This window comes from Pseudomonas sp. Yb2C2 (assembly GCF_052112325.1).
Classification (GTDB): Bacteria; Pseudomonadota; Gammaproteobacteria; order Pseudomonadales; family Pseudomonadaceae; genus Aquipseudomonas; species Aquipseudomonas marginalis.
Genome location: NZ_JAVAJK010000002.1, coordinates 18,121 through 40,622, shown reverse-complemented (window position 1 = coordinate 40,622; position 22,502 = coordinate 18,121). Strand labels below are relative to the sequence as shown.

Sequence of the window (22,502 nt, the reverse complement as noted above, 5' to 3'; positions counted from 1 at the left end):
GCGTTATCGTTGACGATTTTCGCGAGCAAGCTCGCTCCTACAGTAGGGGGGGTAGGCATCAAGTCTAGGGTGGCTTTTCAGACGGATAAACGTGCTAATAGGCAACCTTTGGTTTTCAAATGGAAACAGTCCATGAGCGAGATGGATGACCTGGCGGCCTTTGCCGTACTGATTGAAGCCGGCAGTTTTACCGTGGCGGCCGAGCAACTGGGTTGCAGCAAGGGCCAGCTGTCCAAGCGCATCAGCCATTTGGAGGCACAGTTCAGCGTGGTCTTGCTGCACCGCACCACACGCAGGCTCAGCCTGACCGCCGCCGGTGCGGCGCTGTTGCCCCAGGCGCAAGCGCTGGTGGTTCAGGTGGATCGCGCCCGACAGGCATTGGCGCGTCTCAAGGACGATTTGGCCGGGCCTGTGCGTATGACGGTTCCGGTTTCATTAGGGGAAACCTTCTTCGATGGTTTGTTGCTGGAGTTTTCCAAGCAGTATCCACAGGTGCAGATCGAGCTGGAGCTCAACAACAGCTACCGAGACCTGGCGCGAGACGGCTTTGACCTGGGGGTGCGCTCGGGGGCGATTGAAAACGAGCGTCTGGTGGCCAGGCCGCTGCTGGCCTGGCACGAGATGACCTGTGCCAGTCCCGCTTACCTGGAGCAACATGGCGAGCCACTGACCCCTGGGGATCTTGCGGCGCACACCTGTTTACTCAACAGCCACTACAGCGGTCGCGAGGAATGGCTGTATCACCAGCAGCACGAGTTGTTGCGGGTGAGGGTGAGCGGCACCTTTGCCTCCAACCATTACAACTTGCTGAAGAAGGCTGCCCTGGTCGGTGCCGGTATCGCCCGCTTGCCGTCCTACGTGCTGCCGACGGAATTGGCTGACGGCCGATTGTGTTGGCTACTGCGTGATTACCAGACGCGGAGTATGCCGATGTACCTGGTCCATCCTTATCAAGGCGGCCTGCCGAGACGTACCCAAGTATTGGCCGACTACCTGGTGGACTGGTTCAAGCGCAGCGGCGAGGCACTGGATCGGCTTTAACGGTAGCGGCGCGCAATCAGGTGGTCGATGGACAGGCTGCCCGGGCCTTTGGCGACCAACAGCAACAGCAGCGCCATCCAAGTGCCGTGGGTGGGGTAGGCGTCCGGGTACACGAACAACTGAATGACCAGGGTCATGCCGATCAAGGCCAGGGCTGAGAAGCGCGTGGCCAGGCCCACCAGGATCAGCACCGGGAAAAAGTGCTCGGCAAACGCCGCCATGTGCGCGGCGACTTCCGGCGACAGCAACGGCACGTGGTATTCACTGCGAAACAGCGGCAATGTCGAGGCGGCGAGTTTGGGGGTACCGAATTCGAACGTGCCGTTGATCAGGTCAATGGCAAGGCCTTCGACCTTGGTTTGCCCGGACTTCCAGAACACTGCCGCAATGGAGAAGCGCGCAATAAACGCGATCAGGCTGTAAGGGATTTTCTCGAAAAGCGCGATGGCCTGCTTGATCAGACACGAAGCGGAAGTGTTCATGGTGATACCTGTTGTTCTGGGAGCAGATGAGTGAGTGCGTCGTGGTTGATCAGCAGCGTGAGGCATTGGTGCAGGTCGAACTCGGCGCTGGCCTCGAGGGCATTGGCGACGGCCATTTCCAGTGCCGAGCCTTGTTTCAGGCTATTGATAAAGGCGACCGAGCCGCCGTCGATGGCGAAGACCTTGACGCTCAACCCTTGGCGCAACACCAGCGCGCCTTGGGCATGCCAGGGATCGAGAGTGACCAGGGCGCCCTCGGTCTGGTGGGCCGCCCATACCGCAACCACTGCGTAGGCGGAGTTCAATGTGCCAACGCACGGGTGCAGTTGCAGATGCAGCGCCCCCGGCTTCGTGTGGGCTTGCAGTTGCTGCAGAACGGCTTGCGGATCCACCACGGCTGTATCAGCTGCGTGATAAGCGCGAACCCGCAAGCGTTCCAACCGGGCGACATCGGCCAGGTAGGGCACGCTGGCGGCCGGTTCAAAACCTTGGATAAAGTCGGCGAATGTGCCGCCGTACTCGCTGATCAGCGGGCTGGCGGGCGGGGATGCCTGAACGAAAATGCCGGCCATGGCGCGGAAAAATTCATCGCCGACCAATTGCGCGGTTACGGGGTATGCGGTTGCCAGCACATTGATCAACGAACTGTGAACATTGTTGCGATACACCGCAAAACGACTGGCCGGGTCGGCCCCGTTGCTGCTGAACAGGCCGTCGGGGCAAGGTTGGCCGGGCGCTAGCAAGGCGCTGGAAAAGGCGTCGTGAAGGCTCATGGGTGGACCTGCGATAAGTACCGTTCAGCCTGCTGGGCTTCTGCGCATAGCACGCTGAAGGCCGGTACTTGGTTGTCGCGCTCGATCAGGGTTGCGACCGGGCCCGTCAGCGCGAGCACGTGTTCGTACAGCAGCCACACCGCGTTATCGATGGGGGCGCCGTGGTCATCGATCAGCAGGCGATCGCCCAGGCTGTCGGTGTCTTCGGCGAAGCCGGCCAGATGAATCTCACCCACGGCGCGCAATGGTAGGGCGTGGATGTAGGCCAGAGGGTCGCGCTGGTGGTTGATGCACGACACGTAGACGTTGTTCACGTCCAGCAGCAGGCCGCAGCCGGTGCGGCGGATGATCTCGCTGATGAAGTCGGTCTCGTCCAGGGTCGAGCGCTGGAACTGCAGGTAGGTCGATGGATTCTCCAGCAGCATCGGCCGCTTGAGGGTGCTCTGTACCTGGTCGACGTGCTCGCACACTCGACTCAAGGTGGTGGCGTCATAAGCCAGGGGCAGCAGGTCGTTGAGGAACACCGGGCCGTGGCTGGACCAGGCCAGGTGTTCCGAAAATGAGTGGGGCTGGTAGCGTTCGATCAGTGCGGCCAAGCGTCCCAGGTGCTCACGGTTGAGCGGGCCTTCGCCACCGATGGACAGGCCCACGCCGTGCAACGACAGGGGGTAACGTTCGCGAATCAACCCCAGGTAGTGATGAAACGGGCCGCCGGCCACCATGTAGTTTTCGGCGTGCACTTCAAAAAAACCGATGTCGGGCGAAGTATCGAGCACTTCATTGAAGTGCTCGTGCTTCAGCCCCAGCCCGGTCCGATAGGGGAGCCCGGGCATCTGAATCGGTGAGACTGCGGGTAGGAGTGAAAGCGTCATCATCCGTACTCAGGCCAGGCAGGGGTCAGGACTTGGCGGTGAAGGCGGCTTCCTGGCCGAAGCCGGTCGGCGAGGTGGAACTTGGGGTTTGGGTGCAGGTGCCGGCCGGGACCAGTTTCCAGGCGTTGGCCTGATCCTTGGTCTTCGAGGTGCCGGCGCAGGACGTGCCGGCACCGGCGGCGCAATCGTTCTTGCCGGCTTCAGCGACGCCGAAGCATTTCTGCATGTCGTCGGCAGCGTGGGCGGTGGTGGTCAGGGCGGACAGGCTCAAGGCCGAACTCAGGGCGAGGACGAAGCTAGCGGCGGACAGTTTGGTGGTCATGGTGGATCTCCAGCAGTAGGTTGAAGAGCAGGCTTGAATGCCTGCTTGCACCACTAGAGGCAGGAGGGGGATGTTCGTTACAAGGTCAGACGAAATAATTTCAAACAATGCAAAAAATGTGGGAGGGAACTTGCTCCCTCCCACATGAGATCCGGCTTATCCAGCAACCGTCTCTTAGCCGCCCAGGTACGCCTCACGTACCTTCGGATCGGTCAGCAGCTGCTCGCCAGTGCCCTGCATCACCACCCGGCCGTTTTCCAGCACATAGGCACGGTCAGCGATCTTCAGCGCCTGGTTGGCGTTCTGCTCCACGAGGAACACCGTTACACCGTCCTTGCGCAGCTGTTCGATGATGTCGAAGATCTGCTGGATGATGATCGGTGCCAGGCCCAGGGAGGGTTCGTCCAACAGCAACAGCTTGGGCTTGCTCATCAGCGCCCGGCCGATGGCGAGCATTTGCTGCTCGCCGCCGGACATGGTGCCGCCGCGCTGGCTGAAGCGCTCCTTGAGGCGAGGGAACAGGTGCAGCACCTTGTCCATTTGCTCCTGGTAGTCGTCCTTGTCGGTGAAGAACCCGCCCATGGCCAGGTTTTCTTCCACGGTCAGGCGCGAGAATACCCGCCGGCCTTCCGGCACCACGGCAATGCTCTTGCGCATGATGTGCGACGACTGCTGGCCCACCAGCTCTTCACCCATGTAGCGGATGCTGCCGCTGTGGGCCTGCGGCGAGCCGCACAAGGTCATCAGCAAGGTCGACTTGCCGGCGCCGTTGGCGCCGATCAGCGTGACGATCTCACCCTGGCGCACTTCGACGTTGACGCTGTGCAGGGCCTGGATCTTGCCGTAGAAAGTGGAAACGTTTTCGAATTGCAGCATTTTACGCTTCCCCCAGATAGGCTTTGATCACTTCAGGATTGTCACGGATCTGCTCCGGCGTCCCGTCCGCCAGCGGCGTGCCCTGGTTGATCACCACGATATGGTCGGAAATGCTCATGACCAGTTTCATGTCGTGTTCGATCAACAGCACCGTGGCGTTGTTTTCCTCACGCAACACGCCGATCAGCGCCTTGAGGTCTTCGGTTTCCTTGGGGTTCAGGCCGGCGGCCGGTTCGTCGAGCATCAGGATCCGCGGGCGGGTCATCATGCAGCGGGCGATTTCCAGGCGACGTTGCTGACCATAGGCCAGGGTGCCGGCAGGGCGGTTGGCGAACTCGGTGAGGTTGACCTTGTCCAGCCAGTACGCAGCGTACTCCATGGCCTCGCGCTCGCTCTTGCGGAACGCCGGGGTCTTGAACAGGCCCGCAAAGAAGTTGGTGTTCAGGTGACGATGCTGGGCGATCAGCAGGTTCTCGACCGCCGTCATGTCCTTGAACAGCCGTACGTTCTGGAAGGTGCGCACCACGCCCTTGCGGGCGATCTCGTGACCGGCCAGGCCCTGGATCGGCTGGCCGTCCAGCAGGATGCTGCCGCCACTCGGCTTGTAGAAACCGGTGAGGCAGTTGAACACCGTGGTCTTGCCGGCGCCGTTGGGGCCGATCAGCGCAACCACCTGTTTCTCTTTCACGGTCAGGGCGACGCCGTTGACCGCCAGCAAGCCGCCGAAGCGCATGCTCAAGTTTTCGACTTTCAGGATCTCGCGGCTCATTTGCGCAGCTCCATGTGTGGACGTTGCATGGGCAGCAGGCCTTGAGGTCGCCAGATCATCATCAGCACCATCATGGCGCCGAACATCAACATGCGGTATTCGCTGAACTCACGCATCATTTCCGGCAGCAGGATCATCACGATCGCCGCCAGGATCACGCCCAGCTGCGAGCCCATGCCACCCAACACCACGATGGCGAGGATGATCGCCGACTCGATGAAGGTGAACGACTCCGGGGTCACCAGGCCTTGGCGAGCGGCGAAGAAGCTGCCGGCAAAACCGGCGAACGCGGCACCCAGGGTAAAGGCGGAGAGCTTGATGATGGTCGGGTTCAGGCCCAGGGCACGGCAGGCGATTTCATCTTCGCGCAACGCTTCCCAGGCACGGCCGATCGGCATGCGCAGCAAGCGGTTGATCACGAACAGTGCCGCCAGCGCCAGCAACAGCGCCACCAGGTACAGGAACACCACTTTGCTCACCGGGTTGTAGTCGATCCCGAAGTACTCGTGGAACGTCTGCATGCCTTCGGCAGCGGTGCGGTCGAACGACAGCCCGAAGAACGTCGGCTTGGGGATGCTGCTGATGCCGTTGGGGCCACCGGTGATGTCGGTCAGGTTACGCAGGAACAGACGGATGATTTCCCCGAAGCCCAGGGTCACGATGGCCAGGTAGTCACCACGCAGGCGCAATACCGGGAAGCCCAGCAGGAAGCCGAACGTGGCCGCCGCCATGCCGGCCAGCGGCAGGCAGATCCAGAAGCTCCAGCCCAGGTAGTGCGACAGCAGCGCGTAGGTGTAGGCACCCACGGCGTAGAAGCCCACATAACCCAGGTCGAGCAGGCCGGCCAGGCCCACCACGATGTTCAGGCCCAGGCCCAGCAACACGTAGATCAGGATCAGGGTGGCAATGTCGACCGCACCGCGCGAGCCGAAGAATGGCCAGATCAACGCGGCCACGATCAGGCCGATGATGATGTAGCGCTGAGTGCGTGGCAGGGTCAGGAATTGGCTGACCTTGGGCGAGACCAGCGGGCCACGGTTGCGCTTGAACAGGGCGCCGACCTGCTGGGTGAACAGCACGCGCAGGAACATCAGCACCGAACACAGGGCGATGATGGTCAGCGTCACGGGGCCGGTGCCATGCACTTCCAGGTTGATGCCGACAATGCTCAGCTTGAGACCGAGTACCGGGAAGGCCACCGCCCACACCAGCAAGGCGCTGAAAAACGCCGATTTAAGATATCTGCTCATACTTTCTCAACCTCCGGACGGCCCAGGATGCCGGTCGGACGGAACAACAGCACCAGGACCAACAGGCCGAACGCGACGACGTCCTTGTATTGGTCGCCGAAAATATCGGCACCAAACGCTTCGGCCACCCCCAGCACCAGGCCGCCGAGCATCGCGCCCGGGATACTGCCGATGCCGCCCAATACCGCTGCGGTAAAGGCCTTGAGGCCTACCAGGAAACCGGCGTTGGGGTTGATCACGCCGTACTGCATGCTCAGCAGTACCGCCGCGACGGCTGCCAGCGCGGCACCGATCACGAAGGTCAGGGCGATGATGTTGTTGGTATTGATGCCCAACAGGTTGGCCATCTTGATGTCTTCGGCGCAGGCCCGGCAGGCGCGCCCCAGACGGGAGCGGGAGATGAACAGGGTAAGGCCCAGCATGGCCACCAGGGTGACGACGAAGACCAGGATCTGCATGTAGGAAATCAGCACTTCTTCCGCACCGCCCGGACCGAAGGAGAAGCTCCCCGGGATCAGGTTGGGGATGGATTTATCCTTGGAATCCTGGGACAGCAATACGGTGTTCTGCAGGAAAATCGACATGCCGATGGCGGAAATCAGCGGGATCAAACGGTTGCTGCCACGCAAGGGACGGTAGGCAACGCGCTCGATACTGTAGCCATAGGCACTGGTTACGACGATCGACGCCAGGAACGCGGCGGTCATCAACAGCGGCAGGGAGTGGATACCCATCATGGCCAGCCCGGCGAGGGCAATGAAAGCCACGTAGGAACCAATCATGTATACCTCGCCATGGGCGAAGTTGATCATTCCAATGATGCCGTAAACCATTGTGTAGCCAATGGCTATCAAGGCATAGGTGCTGCCAATGGTCAGCCCATTAACCAGCTGTTGGAAAAAATGATAGATCTCAGGCATTACAGCGCTCCTAAAAACCCGATACGCATTTCACTGGTGGAGTCATGTTCCGGCCCCGTGCTGTGTTCTGTGAGCACATTTGCACAAAGCGTTTGCCAGCGAACCGCTGGTGACGGTTTTAAGATTTTCAGGTGAGCCAGCGCCCGGATCGCGGGTGACAGGCCCATAAACCTCGTAAAACAAAGCCCACTGCTCTCACAGTGGGCTTGTTGGACCAGTAACGCCTGGCTTACTGAGGGGAAACTTCGGTTTTTGGTTTGCCGAAGTGCCATTCGTAGACCACGAACTTGAAGTCCTTCAGGTCGCCCTTGGCGTCGAAGCTCAGCTCGCCGGTAGGGGTCTTGAAGGTGCCCGCGTGGATGGCTTCGGCCACTTTTGCGGTGTCTTCGCTCTTGGCGGCCTTGATGCCGCCGGCGATGACTTCAATGGCCGAGTAGGCCGGGAACACGAACGGACCGGTTGGGTCCTGCTTGTTCTTGGCGAACTCTTCAACGATGGCCTTGTTGGCCGGGTCGGTATCGAAGGATTTAGGCAAGGTCACCAGCAGGCCTTCGGAAGCGCCCTGGGCGATTTGCGAAATGGAGTCGTTGCCGACACCTTCCGGACCCATGAACTTGGCGTTCAGGCCTTTTTCCTTGGCTTGGCGCAGGATCAGGCCCAGCTCCGGGTGGTAGCCGCCGTAGTAGACGAAGTCGACGTTGGCTTGCTTGAGCTTCTGGATGATCGAGGAGAAGTCTTTGTCGCCGGCGTTCAGGCCTTCGAAGACGGCAACCTTGGTGCCTTTCTTCTCTAGGGTCTGTTTGACGGCGGTGGCGATGCCTTCGCCGTATTGCTGCTTGTCATGCAGGACGGCAACGATTTTCGGCTTCACGTGGTCGGCGATGTAGTTGCCGGCTGCCGGGCCCTGGGCGCTGTCCAGGCCGATGGTGCGGAAGATCAGCTTGTAGCCACGGGCGGTGATTTCCGGGCTGGTGGCTGCCGGGGTAATCATGATCACGCCTTCGTCTTCATAAATGTCGGACGCTGGCTGAGTGGAGCTGGAGCAGAGGTGACCGACCACGAACTTGACGCCGTCGTTGACCACTTTGTTGGCTACGGCCACGGCTTGTTTAGGATCGCAGGCGTCGTCGTATTCCTTGGCTTCGAGCATCTTGCCGTCGACGCCGCCCTTGGCGTTGATGTCGGCGATGGCCTGCTTGGCACCCATGAATTGCATGTCGCCGTATTGCGTTACAGGACCAGTCTTTGGACCGGCGATGCCGATCTTGATGGTGTCGGCTGCGAACGAATGGCCGGCAACCCCAGCCAGGACCATAGCGGCAAACAGTTTGGAAATCTGCTTAGTAGCCTTATTCATAGTGCTCCACTCTTACTGTTGTATTTTTTATAGTTCTGGCGGCCTTGTGAGCTGCTGAACCGGATCGGATATCTCGGATATCCCCCCGGCAACCGCCTGGCAACTGTACCGGTACAGTGTAGAGCGCCGGTTGATCGCTTGAAAAGCTGGCTGCCGGGGGCAAACCCCGGGGGTGTCGCTTAAATGAAAGAAAAAGACAGAATTGCGGCGGGGGTAATGCCTGACTCTCGCGCATTCCTTGGCTTTCCTGACCCTTTCAATCGATAACGCATTTGCAACTGGGTTTTTCTGCCTGAAGCGTGACGTTATGATTGCGCCGATTTTTTCTTCAGGTGAACTCCCATGACGCAAGAACCTAGCACCCTCTATGCCAAGCTGCTCGGTGAAACCGCCGAAATCTCCTGGAAAGAGCTTGAACCGTTCTTTGCCAAAGGTGCCCTATTGTGGGTCGACCCAAGCCTGGATTTGATCGAAGCCGCCGAGGGAATGGCCGAGGACAATCGCGACAAAGTCGCTGCCTGGCTGGCCGCGGGCAGCCTTGGCGAAGTGTCTGCACCGCGGGCATTGGACCTGGTGGAGCGCGATCCGAGCTTATGGGCGGTGGTGGTTTCCCCGTGGATTCTGATCCAGGAAAGGGCAGGGTAAGAAAAGCCTGCACGAAAAAGGTGCGTGTTTTTCGCGCGAAGAAGTGTGTAGTGGAGTAACCGCTGTCAGCGTGATGGCATCTTGCCGTGGAGAAAGGTCACAGCCAAGGGTGACGTGTACGTCACGGGAACAGTTTCAGGCCGCGCCGAAAGCCTGGGGAATTGTTTCCGGGTGTGCCAATGAGGTGGAATCTGGTCGTCACTGAAAGCGCCATCGCGGGCCTGCCCGCGATGGCATCCCCTCAAGTCAGCCGGTCTTGCCGGTATGGTTGTTCAACGAGATAACCTTGGTCTTGCCGATCCTGTGACGATAAATCTCGCGCAGGTACTTGATCGCCTTCTTCACACAATCCCGTGACAGGCGAATGTCATTGATCGACACGAACTTCTCTTTGTCGTTGATCAACTCGCGGTACTTCTTCTCATACATCGGCTTGATCGCGTACCAGTTGGTATCGAGGATCTTCGCCGGGTTTTCAAACTCGTTGAGCAGCTCGTCGATGCGGTCTTCGTCGAAGTCCTCGTGGATGATGAAATCCAGGATCGAGTTATCCAGGGTGTCGTCGAAGCGGTACGGGTTACGCGCAAAGCAACGCTTGATGAAAGCCACGATCAGCGTCAGGAAGTCATCCGACAGGCACGGGCTCTTGGCGATCAGGGTGGTCAGCGACAGGTTGGCCGACGCGCCGATCACCAGGGCATAGCGCTTGAGGGTGGTGTTGGGGAACAGGCTGTTGAGGTGCGTCTTGAGCCGGTTCAGGTCCATGTAGGACAGCTTGTAGTCCTTGGGCAGCGAGACGATCGACACCACCGACGAGCAGTTCTTGAAGAAGTGCAGGTCATGCAGCGCCGCCGCATCGTAGCCGGAGTTCTTGTATTGCTCCAGGGACGCCTTGTAGCGCTTGGACTCGATCGGCAACAGGCTGATGCCTTCGATGGCCTGGGTGACCTTGTTGAAATGCGGCAGGTCGATGGAGCGGAAGAACAGGTCGTCGATGTTCAGGCGCTGGGGCTCTTTCTCGAAGACTTTGAACTTGTCATTGGACGGCGCCGGGGTTTCCGGTACGACGGATTCGGCGTAGGCAATCGCCACCGGCCCGGCCAGGCTCATGAACAGATCATTGGCGTCCAGGCGGATGGTTTCGCCGATGTCGATGCCGGCGCGACGGAAGTAGTTCTGGTCGTAGTCGGTGGTCACGGCCTGGGCGGTGAGGATGTTGAAGATCTGCTGGGAAATGTACTGGTTGGCGTGTTTTTCCATGGCATTGACGTCAATGTTCTGGATATTGCCGTCATCGCTCTCTTCGGCGTAACGCATGATGTCGTTGGAGATCAGCATCATCGCGTTCCACGGCCGGATACGCCCCTTTACGCTGGCTTCGCTGCTGTCTTCATTGTCGAAGTTGTACGAGAAGTCCCATTCTTCCGACAGGTACTTGCACAGCAGTCGCCCGGCGTTGATGTGCAGCGCCTCGGACATTTCGCTACGGTGGTCGGAAATGTTCGGCAGCACGCAAATACCGCTGGTGAAGATCGGCTCGAACACGAAGGCGTGACCGCTCTTGCTGTCGTGCTCGTCGGCGGGCTTGGTGTCGAACGTCTTGTTCATGTACGAATGCTGCTGCGCCAGGCCGAATTCCGAGGCCATGCCCGAACCGGTACCGCCGCCGGCGCTGAAGATCGAGAAGTACAGGCGCGACTGGTTGGCCTTGATGCCGCAGGAGTCGATCAGGTACGAGTGGATCATCTTCCAGTCGGGGCTGGAAAAGCGCTGGGTGTCTTTGTTGAGGATGATCTTGGCCAGGTACTGGCCGAGGATCGGCGCGTTACCGGCGCCACCGGCATGGACTTCGGAAAGGTCCATGATTTTCATCTTGCTGTAGTCGCGCAGGAAGCCGCTTTTTTCGCCCTTGCGCGAGAAACGGATACGCCCGGCGATGTCCTTGTCCAGGTCGCCGAGCATCACCAGCGGTTCCACCAGGAACACCGGCTTGCTGGCCTTGCCGCCGCCCAGGCGCAGGTTGTTGCGAATCCACTGGGCCGGGCTGTAACCCTTATCCAAGGATTTGTCTTCGGTGCTGAATTCGTTGAGGTAGAACTTGCGCGCGTTGTACACCAGCTCCGCCACGTCCAGCGCGATGTTCGAACCGCAGCGGCCCAGGCCGATCAGGCACACCGAGGGGAATTCCTGCTCGCTGTGCTGCTCGCTGTCGCCTTCCAGGTGAGGCGGGCGCGGGAACACCATGTCGCGCAGGCCGTCGAGGTTATCGAGGATGCGGTCGGTATTGGTTTCGGTGAAGTACAGGTATTGCTGGGTAGCCAGCGGGCGGGCGGTGCTCAATGACTTTGAACCTGAGGGCTTGTCCGCAGGAGCTGGGAGCAACACATCGGATACCACGGTGGCTGGGTTATTTTTAGAAGTCATTGTGCGCCATGTGCCTGGGAGGATGGCTGAAAAGTATCAAATGGCCATCACGGAATGGGAGTTCGCGACTTTACAGTGCGTCCTTGTCCGGAACGCTCAGGCTGACCCTGTGTGCTCAGGAAAAACCTGGCCGGACTCTGATGAATCGGCCGTTTGTCGGCGATCTTTAGGTAAATGATGGCGAAATGCCAAAGATTCGACGTCAGCGAATTGGCCTGACGATGGAGGTGGATCCGGAGCGGCCTGGGGAGGACTCTTTCGCCGGGCGAGTGTCCTTGGTGCCCGCCACGCTGAATGGGTAGAGCGGATTGCGTATGTCGATATCTTGCATTGCGCCAATTATTTCACTGGCGGCCACCGCCGGGCTCAACAGGTAGCCCTGGACGAAATCACAGCCGTGTTTGAGCAGCAGTTCGAACTGAGCCTGGGTTTCCACTCCCTCGGTCACTACCTGCAGGTGCAGGGTGTGAGCCATGCCGATAATCGCCTGGACGATCTCGATGTCGGCGGTCGACTTGGGAATGTCCTGGATAAACGAGCGATCGATCTTCAGGGTGTTGAGCGGCAGGCGCTTGAGGTAGGCGAGGGAGGAGTAGCCGGTGCCAAAGTCGTCGATGGCCAGCGACACGCCCAGCGCGCGGATTTGCCGCAGCAGGGCCAGGGTGCTGCTGATATTGCCCATCAAGGCATTTTCGGTCACTTCCAGCTCCAGGCGGTTGGCGCTGATCCCGCTGAAGCGCAGCGCATCTTCGATCTCATCCGCCAGCTCATCGCGGGCCAGGTTCAGGGCCGAGCAATTCACTGTCATGGTCAGTTCGGTATAGCCTCGGTCGGAGAGCAGGCTCAAGTCATGACAGGCCTGGCGCAAGACCCAGTGGTCGAGTTCGGCGATCAGCCCGTTGCTTTCGGCAATTCCGATAAACCGGTCTGGGGTCAGCAGCCCGTGTTGCGGATGCTGCCAGCGCACCAAGGCCTCCAGGCGTGTGACTTTGCCCAGCTTCATGTCAAAGATCGGTTGGTAGAACAGTACTAACTGGTTCTGGGCGCGCAGGGCGCTGCGTAGCTCTTCTTCCAATTGCAGTTCGAGGAAGGCACGGGTCTTCAGGTTGGAGCTGAAGAAGTTCAGGCCATTGCGTCCCATGTCCTTGGACTGGTACAGCGCCAGGTCGGCGTTTTTGAGCAGCTCTTCGCAGGTCAGGCCATCCTCGGGAAACAGGCTGATGCCGATGCTGGTGGTCATCACCATACGACGGCCGGCGAGTTCGACCGGGTCCTTCATCTTCTGCATGATGCGCTGGGCCAGGTGTCGCGCTTCGTCGCGGTGGTGAACGCTGATCAGGATGCAGAACTCATCGCCGCCAAACCGTGCGACCACGTCCGCATGGCTGCGCACGGAGCCTTTGATATGGCTGGCGAGAACACTGAGCAACTGATCCCCTGCGTCATGGCCGAGGCTGTCGTTGATGCGTTTGAAGTGATCAATATCGAGGAAAATAACCGCCATCATGCCGTTTGAAGCCGTTTTTTCGGCGATTTTTTCCGCGAAAATCTGATTGAAGCCGCGCCGATTAAGCAGGCCGGTCAGCGCATCGTAATGAGCCACCTGTTGCAGGGAGGCGCGGGCCTGGTCCAGTTCGCTGAGCAGCGCGTTGACCCGACGCAGGTCGCGCTCCTTGTGCTGCAGCTTCTTATCCGCCAGCGCGGCGCTGATGCTGCTGCCGATCACCAGCAGGGTGATCACGGCGACCGACAGGCCCAGTTGGATGGGGTTGTTATCCAGCGCTAATGAGAGGTCGGCCCCCGTGGGGACGATCAGTTGCATGGCGGCCATGCCGGTAAAGTGCATGCTGATAATGCCTGCGCCCAACATCAGGCTGGCGGCGTATTTGAGCAGTTGATGGAAGACGCCGGCACCGGTGCGCAGGTAGCTCGACAGCAACAATGCGGCCAGGCTGGCGCCAATGGCGATGCCCACCGAGGCGAGGAGCAGCCCCGGTTCGAAATACGCCCGGGCCTGGGAACGCATGGCCGACATGCCGACGTAATGCATCAGGGCGATGCCGATGCCCATCCACAGCGATGCCAGCAGGTATTGGTTAAACCGCAGTCTGGTGTGACCGAGGGTTTGCATGGCGAACAACGAGGCGATCAGGGCGATGACCAGCGAGGCGAACGTCATGAGCAGGTCGTAGTGAATCGCGATTGGGGCCTGGAAGGCCAGCATGCTGATGAAATGAGTGGACCAGATACCACCTGCCAGGCAACCGGCACCCAGCCAACGCCAATGGCGGCGAGCGGTAGGGTCTTCGACATGGCCAACCCGTTCGGCCATGTCCAGGGTGCCGAAACCCGCCGCACAGGCGACCAGATAGGCCAGCAGCACCAGAAAAGGGTTATGACTGCAATTGAGTAATAAGTGCCCGTTTGCCGGGAGGTCGGTAAAAAAGTGCAGACCTAGCCATTCCATAGCATGTCCCGTCATAGCGTCACGTCACAGCCTACGGCGATGACCTATGAGGTCGAGTATAGAAGCCTGGCGGGATTTTCCAGCGATAATGGCACTTTGCTCTGAATGATTTTGGCATGCCGTGCATAGCAATTAGTGCTAAGCACTGATGGGCAATTCCAACTCGAACGGGGCTTGTAACGGCGGCAGGCCGAACGCAGCACGGGCAGCGTCGCAATCGACATTCTGCTCGCCCTGGCTCCATGAAGCTTCGAATTCTCGGCAGGGGCTTGAGCGCTGCTCATAAATCGAGCAGCTCGTACCTTTGCCGACTTCGCCTTCAAGGCTGCAGCAGCGCGCGGGCTTCTGGTCGGTGCCGATCATTGCCACGCGGGTCGGGTTGATCTGCACCACCAAGTCATCAGGCACCGTCCCCCCCGAGGAGGCGCACTCACCCCAGAAGAAAGACACACGAAAGTGTGAACAGCAGGCACCGCAACTCAGACACGGACTGGCTTCGGACATGGGCGTCATCGATAAGAAAAGTAGAGTGGGGTACTACTGGAAGGCTCGCCATTCTAATCGGGTCATGGCCGTTGGGAAGGGGGGCAGGCACTTATATTTTTGTCGGCAAAGTCCCGTGTTGTCGGGTGAAATCATGCCCTATCAGCTTTACGAATCATTACAGACAACCACGGCTCGCCTGACTATGTTGCAGGTACCGGGCGGGATGCATCGGGCATCGCAGCTCTCATAACAATAAAAGAGACGGACCCATGCAGAACTCGACCCAAGCGGCGAATGCCTGGCGCATTCTGTTCCTGCTGTTCCTCGCCAACCTGTTCAACTTCTTCGACCGCACCATTCCGGCGATCATCATCGAACCGATCCGCATGGAATGGCACCTGAGCGACTTCCAGCTCGGCATCATCGGTACCGCCTTCACCATCGTTTATGCCATTGCCGGCCTGCCGCTGGGGCGTCTGGCCGATACCGGCTCGCGCAGCAAACTGATGGGCTGGGGCCTGTTCGCGTGGAGCGGGTTGACAGCGGTCAACGGCCTGGTTGGCAGTTTCTGGACGTTTTTGCTGGTGCGCATGGGCATCGGTATCGGTGAAGCCAGCTATGCGCCGGCTGCCAACTCGCTGATTGGCGACCTGTTCCCGGCGCACCGTCGCGCCCGGGCAATGGGGATTTTCATGCTGGGCCTGCCCTTGGGCCTGTTGCTGGCGTTCTTCACCATCGGCTGGATGGTCAAGGCGTTCGACAGCTGGCGCGCGCCGTTCTTTATCGCCGCCGTGCCGGGGCTGATCCTTGCGGTGTTCATGTTCTATATCAAGGAACCCAAGCGCGGCGCCGCCGAAGCCGTACAAGTCTCCCAGGAGCGTGTTGATCGCCCGATTCGCCGCGTGCTTGCCGTGCCGACCTTCCTGTGGCTGGTGCTGGCCGGGTTGTGCTTCAACTTCGCCACCTACGCGTGCAACTCGTTCCTGGTGCCGATGCTGCAACGCTATTTCCTCATGCCATTGCAGGACGCGGCGGTCGCCACCGGCGTCATCGTCGGGTTGACCGGCCTGGTGGGCCTGACCTTGGGGGGCTGGATTGCCGACAAGATCCATCAACGTGTTGCCAATGGCCGACTGCTGTTTGCGGCGTGCAGCCTGATCATCTCCACCGTCACTACAGCCTGGGCCCTGCATGCCGGGCGCATCGAGATCGGCGTGTTTGTGGCGCTGTTCAGTGTGGGCTGGTTGTTTGCGTATAACTTCTACACCTGTGTGTACACGGCGATCCAGGACGTGGTCGAGCCGCGCCTGCGGGCCACGGCGATGGCGTTGTTCTTTGCCGGCTTGTACTTACTGGGCGGAGGCATGGGGCCGATTGTGGTGGGCGGGTTGTCCGATCACTTTGCCCATGCGGCGATGTATGCGGCGGGGGCCGAGCAGATGACCGAGGCTTACAAGGCGGTGGGCTTGCATGACGCCATGTACCTGATTCCGGTGGCGTTGTTCTTGACCATGTTGTTCCTGTTCCAGGCGTCACGCAGTTTTGTGCGTGATGCCAAGCGGATGAAGGAGGGGTTGAAGGGGGTTGAGGTGCCGGCTGCGGCCGCGATGGCTTGATTCCGCGTTGACGCCATCGGGGGCAAGACCCCTCCCACATTGATCGGTGACCGACATGACAACGCGGTCAACTGTGGGAGGGGGCTTGCCCCCGATGAGGCCCGCAACGCCAACGCTGTTCTCAAGTGAATAAAAAAGGCCCGCATTGCGCGGGCCTCTATTCAACAGGGCAGGGCGGTAATCAACCCGCTACCAACACCCGAATGGCTTCCAGTCGCAGCGCCGCCTTGTCGAGCATGGCCAGGCCTTGCTCGCGTTGGTTGCGCAGGGCGACCAGCTCGCTGTCGCGGACGGTCGGGTTGACCGCTTGCAACGCGGTCAGGCGCGCCAGTTCTTCGTCGGTGTCTGCCGCCAGGCGACGCTTGGCTTCGGCCACACGTTCGGCGTGACGCGGTGTGATCTTCTCTTCACCGGCGTTGATCCGCGGTGTGAGTTGATCGCGCTGGGCCTGCACGAACTTGTTGGCGCTGGCCCGTGGCACGCTTTCCAGCTGGTCGTTCAAGGTTTCGAACGAGACACGGCCAGACAGGTCGTTGCCATTGGCATCCAGCAGGCAGCGCAGCGCCGCCGGCGGCAGGTAGCGGCCCAGTTGCAGTGCGCGCGGCGCGACCACTTCGCTGACGTAGAGCAGTTCCAGCAACACGGTGCCAGGCTTGAGCGCCTTGTTCTTGATCAGCGCCACGGCGGTGTTGCCCATGGAGCCGGACAGCACCAGGTCCATGCCGCCCTGCACCATCGGGTGTTCCCAGGTGATGAACTGCATGTCTTCACGGGACAGCGCCTGGTTACGGTCGTAGGTGATGGTCACACCTTCGTCGTCGCCCAGGGGGAAGCTGGCGTCAAGCATCTTCTCGCTGGGCTTGAGGATCAGCGCGTTTTCCGAATGATCTTCGCTGTCGATGCCAAAGGCGTCGAACAGGGTTTCCATGTAGATCGGCAGGGCGAACTGGTCGTCTTGCTCGAGGATGTCCTCCACCAGCGCATCGCCTTCACCGGCACCGCCGGAGTTGAGTTCCAGCAGGCGGTCGCGGCCGGTGTGCAGTTCCTGCTCCAGGCGCTCGCGCTCGGCACGGGCCTCGTCGATCAGGGCTTGCCACTCGCTGTCGTCGGCGTTTTCCAGCAGCGGCAGCAGGCGCGGGCCGAACTGATGCTGCAAGGCGTTGCCTGTCGGGCAGGTGTTGAGGAACGCGTTCAAGGCTTCGTGGTACCACTGGAACAGGCGCTGTTGCGGGCTGGTTTCCAGGTAGGGCACGTGCAGTTCGATCACATGCTTCTGGCCGATCCGGTCCAGACGGCCGATCCGCTGTTCCAGCAGGTCGGGGTGGGACGGCAGGTCGAACAGCACCAGGTGGTGGGAGAACTGGAAGTTGCGGCCTTCACTGCCGATTTCCGAGCAGATCAGCACCTGGGCGCCGAATTCCTCATCGGCGAAGTAAGCAGCGGCGCGGTCACGCTCGAGGATGTTCATGCCCTCGTGGAATACCGTGGCCGGGATGCCGGAGCGCACGCGCAGGGCGTCTTCCAGGTCCATGGCGGTTTCGGCGTGGGCGCAGATCACCAGGACCTTGGTGCGCTTGAGCATTTTCAACTGGTCGATCAGCCATTCGACGCGCGGGTCGAAGCGCCACCAGCGGTTTTCTTCGTCGATGTCCGGTTGCGACTGGAAGCTGACTTCCGGGTACAGTTCGGCGTGTTCGCCCAGGGGCAACTCGAGGTATTCGTCCGGGTTTGGCAGCGGGTAGGCGTGCAGCTTACGCTCCGGGAAGCCCTGCACGGCGGCACGGGTGTTACGGAACAGCACGCGGCCGGTGCCGTGGCGGTCGAGCAGTTCACGCACCAGGCGCGCACTGGCTTCGGCGTCGCCATCATTGACGGCGGTCAGCAGCGCTTCGCCTTCGTTGCCGAGGAAACCCTGGATAGTCTTGTGCGCGGCAGGCGACAGGCGGCCCTTGTCGAGCAGCTCCTGCACGGCTTCGGCCACCGGGCGATAGTTCTCGCTTTCGGCACGGAAGGCGTGCAGGTCGTGGAAACGGTTCGGGTCCAGCAGGCGCAGGCGCGCGAAGTGGCTGTCCTGGCCCAGCTGTTCCGGAGTGGCGGTGAGCAGCAGCACGCCCGGGATGACCTCGGCCAGTTGTTCGACCAGGCTGTATTCCGGGCTGGCTTTGTCTTCATGCCAGACCAGGTGGTGGGCTTCGTCGACCACCATCAGGTCCCAGCCGGCGGCGAACAGTGCGTCCTGGGCCTTCTCATCGTCCACCAGCCACTCCAGCGCGACCAGGGCCAGCTGGGTGTCTTCGAACGGGTTGGCGGCATCGCTTTCGATAAAGCGTTCTTCATCGAACAGCGCCACTTGCAGGTTGAAGCGGCGGCGCATTTCCACCAGCCACTGGTGCTGCAGGTTTTCCGGTACCAGGATCAGTACGCGGTTGGCGCGGCCCGACAGCAGTTGGCGATGAATCACCAGGCCCGCTTCGATGGTCTTGCCCAGGCCCACTTCGTCCGCCAGCAAGACCCGTGGTGCGATACGGTCAGCGACTTCACGGGCGATATGCAATTGGTGGGCAATAGGTTGCGCACGCACGCCACCCAGGCCCCACAGCGAGGATTGCAATTGGCGGCTGGTGTGTTCGAGGGTGTGATAGCGCAGCGAGAACCAGGCCAGTGGGTCGATCTGCCCGGCGAACAGACGGTCGCTGGCCAGGCGGAACTGGATAAAGTTGGAGAGCTGGGTTTCCGGCAGGGTGACCTGCTCGTTCTGCCCATTGAGGCCGTGGTAGACCAGCAGGCCGTCGACGTCATCGACTTCCTGCACGGTCATTTTCCAGCCTTCGAAATGGGTGATGGAGTCACCCGGCGAGAACCTCACACGGGTGAGGGGCGCATTCCGTAGCGCATACTGGCGGGTGTCGCCAGTGGCCGGATAGAGCACGGTCAACAAGCGGCCGTCCTGTGCCAGAACGGTGCCTAACCCCAGCTCTGCTTCGCTGTCACTAATCCAGCGTTGCCCCGGTTGATACTGCTGCGCCATGCTGCCTGACTCCCGCCGTGAAAAAGCCGACTATGTTAACGGAACAAGGCCCCACGCCCAAGGACTCTGACAAAAACTACTCCGTTTGGGCGGCCGGGTGAGCACGCAATCGACGGGTGGAGGGCACTTGTGAGTGTCGACTGGGTCACAGGTTGGCGAACCTGCGCTCAAGTCGTCGCGCGGCCCGCCGACAGCCTGCTGACAGGAGAACAACTATCATGCTTCCACCTATGCTGCCCGTCAGCGTCGTACCGGTTACGTCGCAACTCGATCCGGTCCGCCAGAAACCCGATATTCCGCCCGTGGTCCCTGTGCAAGCGGGCTCCAACGAAAGCACTATCGACCTGAAAAAGGGCGATGCCGAGCAGTCGACTTTTTTGCTGCGCGAGGAACAACGCCGCCAGCAGGAACAGCAGAAACGCCGGCGCGAAGCCGATGAGGACCCGGATCAGCACTTGGCGATCCCGGGCGACCTGCTCAATGCCGACAACACCGTACCGGTTGTGCCGCTGATCGAAGACGCGCCGCGCCAGGGCTTGTGGGTGGACGTCGAGGTTTAGCCCCGCAGTTCCCGCAGTGCGGTCATCAGCAATTCGATGTCGTGATCGTTGTTGAGCGGGCTGACGGAGATCCGCGCAATGCTGGTCAGGCCCCGGGCCTGCATATCCAACGGGGTGTAGGCCACACCGTTGGCGCCGATGTTGATCCGCTTCAATCCCAATTGCCGTTTGAGTTCGAAGGCGTCCCAGCCGGCGAGGTTGAAGGCGATCAAGCCCGATTGAAGCGTGCCCAGGTCATGCAGGGAAATACCCGGAATCCCGCGCAATGCTTCGCGGATTCGCCTGCTGGTGTGCGTGACCTTTTCCCACACACGCTCGATCCCCAGCTGATTCATCTCCTGCAGTGCATTGCCCAGGCCTGCCAACAGGGCAAAGGACACCTCGCTGGTCTCAAAGCGCCGGGCGTCGTTGCGCAGGTCGAAACCGTCGGCGCTCCAGGGGGCGGAAAACACGTCGCGCTGGGCGGGGTTCAAGTGCGGGAGGAAATCCGGCCGCACATACAGCAGCGCCGTCCCCCGTGGCCCGCGCAGGTGCTTGCGCCCGGCCGCCTTGAGCACATCGCACTGCAACGCCTGCACATCCACCGGCACCTGGCCGACGGCTTGGCCGGCATCGATAAAGTAGGCGATGGCATGACGCCTGGCCACTTCGCCGATGGCCTGGGCGGGGTTGATCAGGCCGCCGTTGGCGGGGAGCCAGGTGAGGTCGATGAGCTTTACGCTTGAATCGAGCATGGCTTCCAACGCCACGGGGCACACCGCGCCGTTGGCATCGCAGGGGATGACGTCCACCCGCGCGCCGGCTTGCACCGCCCACTGCATGCTCGCCAGGTTGCCGCCCCATTCGTGGCGTCCTACCAGAATGCGGTCGCCCGGCTGCCACGGGCCCAAGGCCTGGAACGCCATGCTCCAGGCGGTCGAGCCGCTGCTGGCAAAGGCAATCGATGGGATGGGCGCGTTGAGCAACTGCGCGGCAGCGCGGCGAGCTTTCTCCACCAGCACGGCACCCTGTTCGCCGGCTTCCATCGGGCCGTCGCGGGCTTCGCGTTGCAGTTGGCCGATGATGGCATCGAGGGTCGCCTGGCTCGGCAAGGAGGCGCCGGCAGGGTTGAAGTGCACGGTGCCCGACTGGCAGCCGGGAGTGCCATCGCGCAGGTGTTGGACCTCAAGCGGGCTCACGGCTGCAACTCGAAAATCCCGTCAACCTCCACCGCCACGCCGGCCGGCAGGCTGCAAACACCCACTGCCGTACGCACATGCCGGCCCTTTTCGCCGAGGGCATTCACCAGCAGGTTGGACGCACCATTGGCCACGGCGCCCTGGCGCTGGAAGTCGCTGCTGCTGGCGATAAACACCCCCAGGCGCAGGACGCGCACCAGACGCGACAGGTCATCGCCCAGGGCATCGCTCAATTGCGCGAGCAAGCCCAGTGCAGCCAGTTCCGCGGCCTGGCCACCTTCTTCCTCGCTGAGGGATTCACCCAGGCGGCCCACGTAGGCAGGCTTGCCGTCTATCAGTGGGATTTGTCCGGAGATAAACAGCTGGTTCTGGCTGACCACATGGTTGATGTAGTTGGCAATCGGCTGGCTGGGTGATGGCAGCGTCAGGCCGAGGGCTTGCACGCGGTGGCGGAGGGAGTCGCTCATGGTGAATCCTCTGGGGTCAGGAGGTTTCAGCATGTGGGGCAGGGGGGAGTGTCGACAAACGGATAGATCTCATTCGACGTATCGAAATAACTCACGTGTCGCGGCAGATGTCCTTCAACCACTCGCTGAAACACCGCGCGGCGTCGCTGGCAGGACCTTGCGCTGCAATCAACCAGTAGCCTATTTCACTGTGATAGGGCGGCCAATCGAAGGCTTCTACCAGGCTGCCATCATCCAGCCTGCGTTGGATCAAGCGATGACGGCCCATGGCAATGCCCTGGCCGGCCACTGCGGCTTCGACCACGATGTTGTAGTCGTGGAGCATGACGCGCGGGTGGTGCTTGAGGTCGACTTGATAATGCCCAGACCAGTCCGTCCACTCAAAAGGCCGGTGCGAAGTGGCCATCAACAGCGCACCGTTGTGCACTTGGCTGGCCTTGAACGCCGGGCTGCACACCGGTGAGATCACTTCCGGCATCAGTCGGGTGGCCTGCACGTCGGGCCAATCGCCTTTGCCGTAGCGAATAGCCAGGTCGACTTCAGCAGCGGCGACGTTGGCCAGTTGAATCGCCGGCAGCAACTCCACCTGAATATGCGGATAGCGGTTGAGAAAACCGGCCAGGCGCGGCGCCAACCACAGGGTGGCGAAAGACGCCAGCAGGCCGACACGTAACACCGTGGCGCTGGGTACCAGCCGTTGGGCGCGGGTTGCGACGGCGATGGCGTCAAGAGCTGGGCGGATTTCAGCGTAATACTGCTGGCCGTCTGCGGTCAGATCGATCGCGCGGGTGCGTCGGATAAACAGCGATTTACCCAGGTGCTGTTCGAGCTTTTGTACCTGATGGCTCAGGGCACTCTGGGTTACCGACAATTCCCGCGCTGCCTTGATAAAGCTCAAGTGCCGGGCCACGGCTTCAAAGGCGCGCAGGGCCAGCAGCGGCGGAAGATCCTTATGCAGTGCCACCTGAA

General features: G+C 60.8%; 20 protein-coding genes. 4 read left to right on the top strand and 16 right to left on the bottom strand.

All coding sequences use genetic code 11. The annotated features are described in order from the left end of the window. Nucleotides 1-132: 132 nt before the first annotated feature. A complete protein-coding gene (locus Q8X51_RS02345) occupies nucleotides 133-1,041 on the top strand; it encodes a LysR family transcriptional regulator (RefSeq protein WP_065947321.1) in 909 nt (302 codons plus the stop codon). On the opposite strand, the gene Q8X51_RS02340 is transcribed toward Q8X51_RS02345, so the two are convergent. The 9 genes from Q8X51_RS02340 to Q8X51_RS02300 form a co-directional block, all read right to left on the bottom strand. Next, nucleotides 1,038-1,523: a DoxX family protein gene (locus tag Q8X51_RS02340; protein WP_065926420.1), complete on the bottom strand. Its 486-nt coding sequence runs from the start codon at nucleotides 1,521-1,523 to the stop codon at nucleotides 1,038-1,040. The genes Q8X51_RS02345 and Q8X51_RS02340 overlap by 4 nt on opposite strands. Continuing rightward, nucleotides 1,520-2,296 carry an HvfC/BufC family peptide modification chaperone gene (locus Q8X51_RS02335; protein ID WP_407693274.1) on the bottom strand — a complete coding sequence of 259 codons (777 nt, stop codon included), beginning with the start codon at nucleotides 2,294-2,296 and terminating at the stop codon, nucleotides 1,520-1,522. Before Q8X51_RS02335 ends, Q8X51_RS02340 begins: the two co-directional genes overlap by 4 nt. Next, nucleotides 2,293-3,171, bottom strand: a complete 879-nt coding sequence (gene bufB, locus Q8X51_RS02330; RefSeq protein WP_065926418.1) for an MNIO family bufferin maturase — start codon at nucleotides 3,169-3,171, stop codon at nucleotides 2,293-2,295. The genes Q8X51_RS02335 and bufB overlap by 4 nt, the downstream gene beginning before the upstream one ends. 22 nt (nucleotides 3,172-3,193) lie before the next feature. Continuing rightward, nucleotides 3,194-3,490 (bottom strand): BufA1 family periplasmic bufferin-type metallophore, encoded by a 297-nt coding sequence (locus Q8X51_RS02325; RefSeq protein WP_323145795.1) that lies wholly within the window; start codon nucleotides 3,488-3,490, stop codon nucleotides 3,194-3,196. A 174-nt stretch (nucleotides 3,491-3,664) separates the two neighbouring features. Continuing rightward, on the bottom strand, nucleotides 3,665-4,366 hold the full coding sequence (locus Q8X51_RS02320) for an ABC transporter ATP-binding protein (protein WP_407693275.1): 702 nt from the start codon (nucleotides 4,364-4,366) through the stop codon (nucleotides 3,665-3,667). Between the two features lies 1 nt (nucleotide 4,367). Next, nucleotides 4,368-5,135, bottom strand: a complete 768-nt coding sequence (gene livG / locus Q8X51_RS02315) for a high-affinity branched-chain amino acid ABC transporter ATP-binding protein LivG (protein WP_027604424.1) — start codon at nucleotides 5,133-5,135, stop codon at nucleotides 4,368-4,370. Beyond that, entirely contained in the window at nucleotides 5,132-6,385 is a 1,254-nt protein-coding gene (locus Q8X51_RS02310) for a high-affinity branched-chain amino acid ABC transporter permease LivM (protein WP_027604423.1), read from the bottom strand. The genes livG and Q8X51_RS02310 overlap by 4 nt, the downstream gene beginning before the upstream one ends. Beyond that, on the bottom strand, nucleotides 6,382-7,305 hold the full coding sequence (livH, locus tag Q8X51_RS02305; protein ID WP_003172375.1) for a high-affinity branched-chain amino acid ABC transporter permease LivH: 924 nt from the start codon (nucleotides 7,303-7,305) through the stop codon (nucleotides 6,382-6,384). The genes Q8X51_RS02310 and livH overlap by 4 nt, the downstream gene beginning before the upstream one ends. A gap of 229 nt (nucleotides 7,306-7,534) precedes the next feature. Continuing rightward, the gene (locus Q8X51_RS02300) at nucleotides 7,535-8,662 is read right to left on the bottom strand and encodes a branched-chain amino acid ABC transporter substrate-binding protein (protein ID WP_027604422.1); all 1,128 of its coding nucleotides are present in this window, start codon (nucleotides 8,660-8,662) and stop codon (nucleotides 7,535-7,537) included. Nucleotides 8,663-9,004: 342 nt separating this feature from the next. Here Q8X51_RS02300 and Q8X51_RS02295 point away from each other — a divergent pair, with 342 nt between their 5' ends. Next, nucleotides 9,005-9,307: a DUF2288 domain-containing protein gene (locus Q8X51_RS02295; protein ID WP_065926417.1), complete on the top strand. Its 303-nt coding sequence runs from the start codon at nucleotides 9,005-9,007 to the stop codon at nucleotides 9,305-9,307. A gap of 246 nt (nucleotides 9,308-9,553) precedes the next feature. On the opposite strand, the gene Q8X51_RS02290 is transcribed toward Q8X51_RS02295, so the two are convergent. From Q8X51_RS02290 to Q8X51_RS02280, 3 genes are all read right to left on the bottom strand, one after another. Next, nucleotides 9,554-11,731, bottom strand: coding sequence for a hypothetical protein (locus Q8X51_RS02290; RefSeq protein ID WP_065926416.1), 2,178 nt, complete (start codon nucleotides 11,729-11,731; stop codon nucleotides 9,554-9,556). Between the two features lie 202 nt (nucleotides 11,732-11,933). Further along, nucleotides 11,934-14,198 carry a putative bifunctional diguanylate cyclase/phosphodiesterase gene (locus Q8X51_RS02285; RefSeq protein ID WP_065926415.1) on the bottom strand — a complete coding sequence of 755 codons (2,265 nt, stop codon included), beginning with the start codon at nucleotides 14,196-14,198 and terminating at the stop codon, nucleotides 11,934-11,936. Nucleotides 14,199-14,336: 138 nt separating this feature from the next. Continuing rightward, nucleotides 14,337-14,702 (bottom strand): YkgJ family cysteine cluster protein, encoded by a 366-nt coding sequence (locus tag Q8X51_RS02280; RefSeq protein ID WP_027604417.1) that lies wholly within the window; start codon nucleotides 14,700-14,702, stop codon nucleotides 14,337-14,339. Between the two features lie 251 nt (nucleotides 14,703-14,953). Between Q8X51_RS02280 and Q8X51_RS02275 the strand changes: the two genes are divergently transcribed. Continuing rightward, complete coding sequence (locus tag Q8X51_RS02275; protein WP_407693276.1) at nucleotides 14,954-16,300, top strand: spinster family MFS transporter; 1,347 nt, start codon at nucleotides 14,954-14,956, stop codon at nucleotides 16,298-16,300. Nucleotides 16,301-16,481: 181 nt separating this feature from the next. On the opposite strand, the gene rapA is transcribed toward Q8X51_RS02275, so the two are convergent. Then, nucleotides 16,482-19,328 carry an RNA polymerase-associated protein RapA gene (gene rapA / locus Q8X51_RS02270; protein WP_065926413.1) on the bottom strand — a complete coding sequence of 949 codons (2,847 nt, stop codon included), beginning with the start codon at nucleotides 19,326-19,328 and terminating at the stop codon, nucleotides 16,482-16,484. Nucleotides 19,329-19,546: 218 nt separating this feature from the next. On the opposite strand from rapA, the gene Q8X51_RS02265 reads away from it, so the two are divergent. Continuing rightward, on the top strand, nucleotides 19,547-19,888 hold the full coding sequence (locus tag Q8X51_RS02265; protein ID WP_065926412.1) for an aspartate-semialdehyde dehydrogenase: 342 nt from the start codon (nucleotides 19,547-19,549) through the stop codon (nucleotides 19,886-19,888). Here the strand turns inward: Q8X51_RS02265 and Q8X51_RS02260 are convergent. The 3 genes from Q8X51_RS02260 to Q8X51_RS02250 all read right to left on the bottom strand — a co-directional run bounded on the left by Q8X51_RS02260 (nucleotide 19,885) and on the right by Q8X51_RS02250 (nucleotide 22,497). Next, on the bottom strand, nucleotides 19,885-21,066 hold the full coding sequence (locus Q8X51_RS02260) for an aminotransferase class V-fold PLP-dependent enzyme (protein ID WP_407693277.1): 1,182 nt from the start codon (nucleotides 21,064-21,066) through the stop codon (nucleotides 19,885-19,887). The genes Q8X51_RS02265 and Q8X51_RS02260 overlap by 4 nt on opposite strands. Then, nucleotides 21,063-21,533 (bottom strand): RidA family protein, encoded by a 471-nt coding sequence (locus Q8X51_RS02255; RefSeq protein ID WP_074844295.1) that lies wholly within the window; start codon nucleotides 21,531-21,533, stop codon nucleotides 21,063-21,065. Before Q8X51_RS02255 ends, Q8X51_RS02260 begins: the two co-directional genes overlap by 4 nt. A gap of 91 nt (nucleotides 21,534-21,624) precedes the next feature. Beyond that, on the bottom strand, nucleotides 21,625-22,497 hold the full coding sequence (locus Q8X51_RS02250) for a LysR substrate-binding domain-containing protein (RefSeq protein ID WP_137211457.1): 873 nt from the start codon (nucleotides 22,495-22,497) through the stop codon (nucleotides 21,625-21,627). Nucleotides 22,498-22,502 lie beyond the last annotated feature (5 nt).

What these genes read in the sequence shown, in the direction of transcription:
- Q8X51_RS02300 (WP_027604422.1), bottom strand. Translation starts at nt 8,662, where the DNA reads ATGAATAAGGCTACTAAGCAGATTTCCAAACTGTTTGCCGCTATGGTC.
- livH (WP_003172375.1), bottom strand. Translation starts at nt 7,305, where the DNA reads ATGCCTGAGATCTATCATTTTTTCCAACAGCTGGTTAATGGGCTGACC.
- Q8X51_RS02290 (WP_065926416.1), bottom strand. Translation starts at nt 11,731, where the DNA reads ATGACTTCTAAAAATAACCCAGCCACCGTGGTATCCGATGTGTTGCTC.
- Q8X51_RS02275 (WP_407693276.1), top strand. Translation starts at nt 14,954, where the DNA reads ATGCAGAACTCGACCCAAGCGGCGAATGCCTGGCGCATTCTGTTCCTG.
- Q8X51_RS02265 (WP_065926412.1), top strand. Translation starts at nt 19,547, where the DNA reads ATGCTTCCACCTATGCTGCCCGTCAGCGTCGTACCGGTTACGTCGCAA.
- Q8X51_RS02310 (WP_027604423.1), bottom strand. Translation starts at nt 6,385, where the DNA reads ATGAGCAGATATCTTAAATCGGCGTTTTTCAGCGCCTTGCTGGTGTGG.
- Q8X51_RS02280 (WP_027604417.1), bottom strand. Translation starts at nt 14,702, where the DNA reads ATGTCCGAAGCCAGTCCGTGTCTGAGTTGCGGTGCCTGCTGTTCACAC.
- Q8X51_RS02255 (WP_074844295.1), bottom strand. Translation starts at nt 21,533, where the DNA reads ATGAGCGACTCCCTCCGCCACCGCGTGCAAGCCCTCGGCCTGACGCTG.
- Q8X51_RS02295 (WP_065926417.1), top strand. Translation starts at nt 9,005, where the DNA reads ATGACGCAAGAACCTAGCACCCTCTATGCCAAGCTGCTCGGTGAAACC.
- Q8X51_RS02325 (WP_323145795.1), bottom strand. Translation starts at nt 3,490, where the DNA reads ATGACCACCAAACTGTCCGCCGCTAGCTTCGTCCTCGCCCTGAGTTCG.
- Q8X51_RS02285 (WP_065926415.1), bottom strand. Translation starts at nt 14,198, where the DNA reads ATGGAATGGCTAGGTCTGCACTTTTTTACCGACCTCCCGGCAAACGGG.
- rapA (WP_065926413.1), bottom strand. Translation starts at nt 19,328, where the DNA reads ATGGCGCAGCAGTATCAACCGGGGCAACGCTGGATTAGTGACAGCGAA.
- Q8X51_RS02340 (WP_065926420.1), bottom strand. Translation starts at nt 1,523, where the DNA reads ATGAACACTTCCGCTTCGTGTCTGATCAAGCAGGCCATCGCGCTTTTC.
- bufB (WP_065926418.1), bottom strand. Translation starts at nt 3,171, where the DNA reads ATGATGACGCTTTCACTCCTACCCGCAGTCTCACCGATTCAGATGCCC.
- livG (WP_027604424.1), bottom strand. Translation starts at nt 5,135, where the DNA reads ATGAGCCGCGAGATCCTGAAAGTCGAAAACTTGAGCATGCGCTTCGGC.
- Q8X51_RS02320 (WP_407693275.1), bottom strand. Translation starts at nt 4,366, where the DNA reads ATGCTGCAATTCGAAAACGTTTCCACTTTCTACGGCAAGATCCAGGCC.
- Q8X51_RS02335 (WP_407693274.1), bottom strand. Translation starts at nt 2,296, where the DNA reads ATGAGCCTTCACGACGCCTTTTCCAGCGCCTTGCTAGCGCCCGGCCAA.
- Q8X51_RS02345 (WP_065947321.1), top strand. Translation starts at nt 133, where the DNA reads ATGAGCGAGATGGATGACCTGGCGGCCTTTGCCGTACTGATTGAAGCC.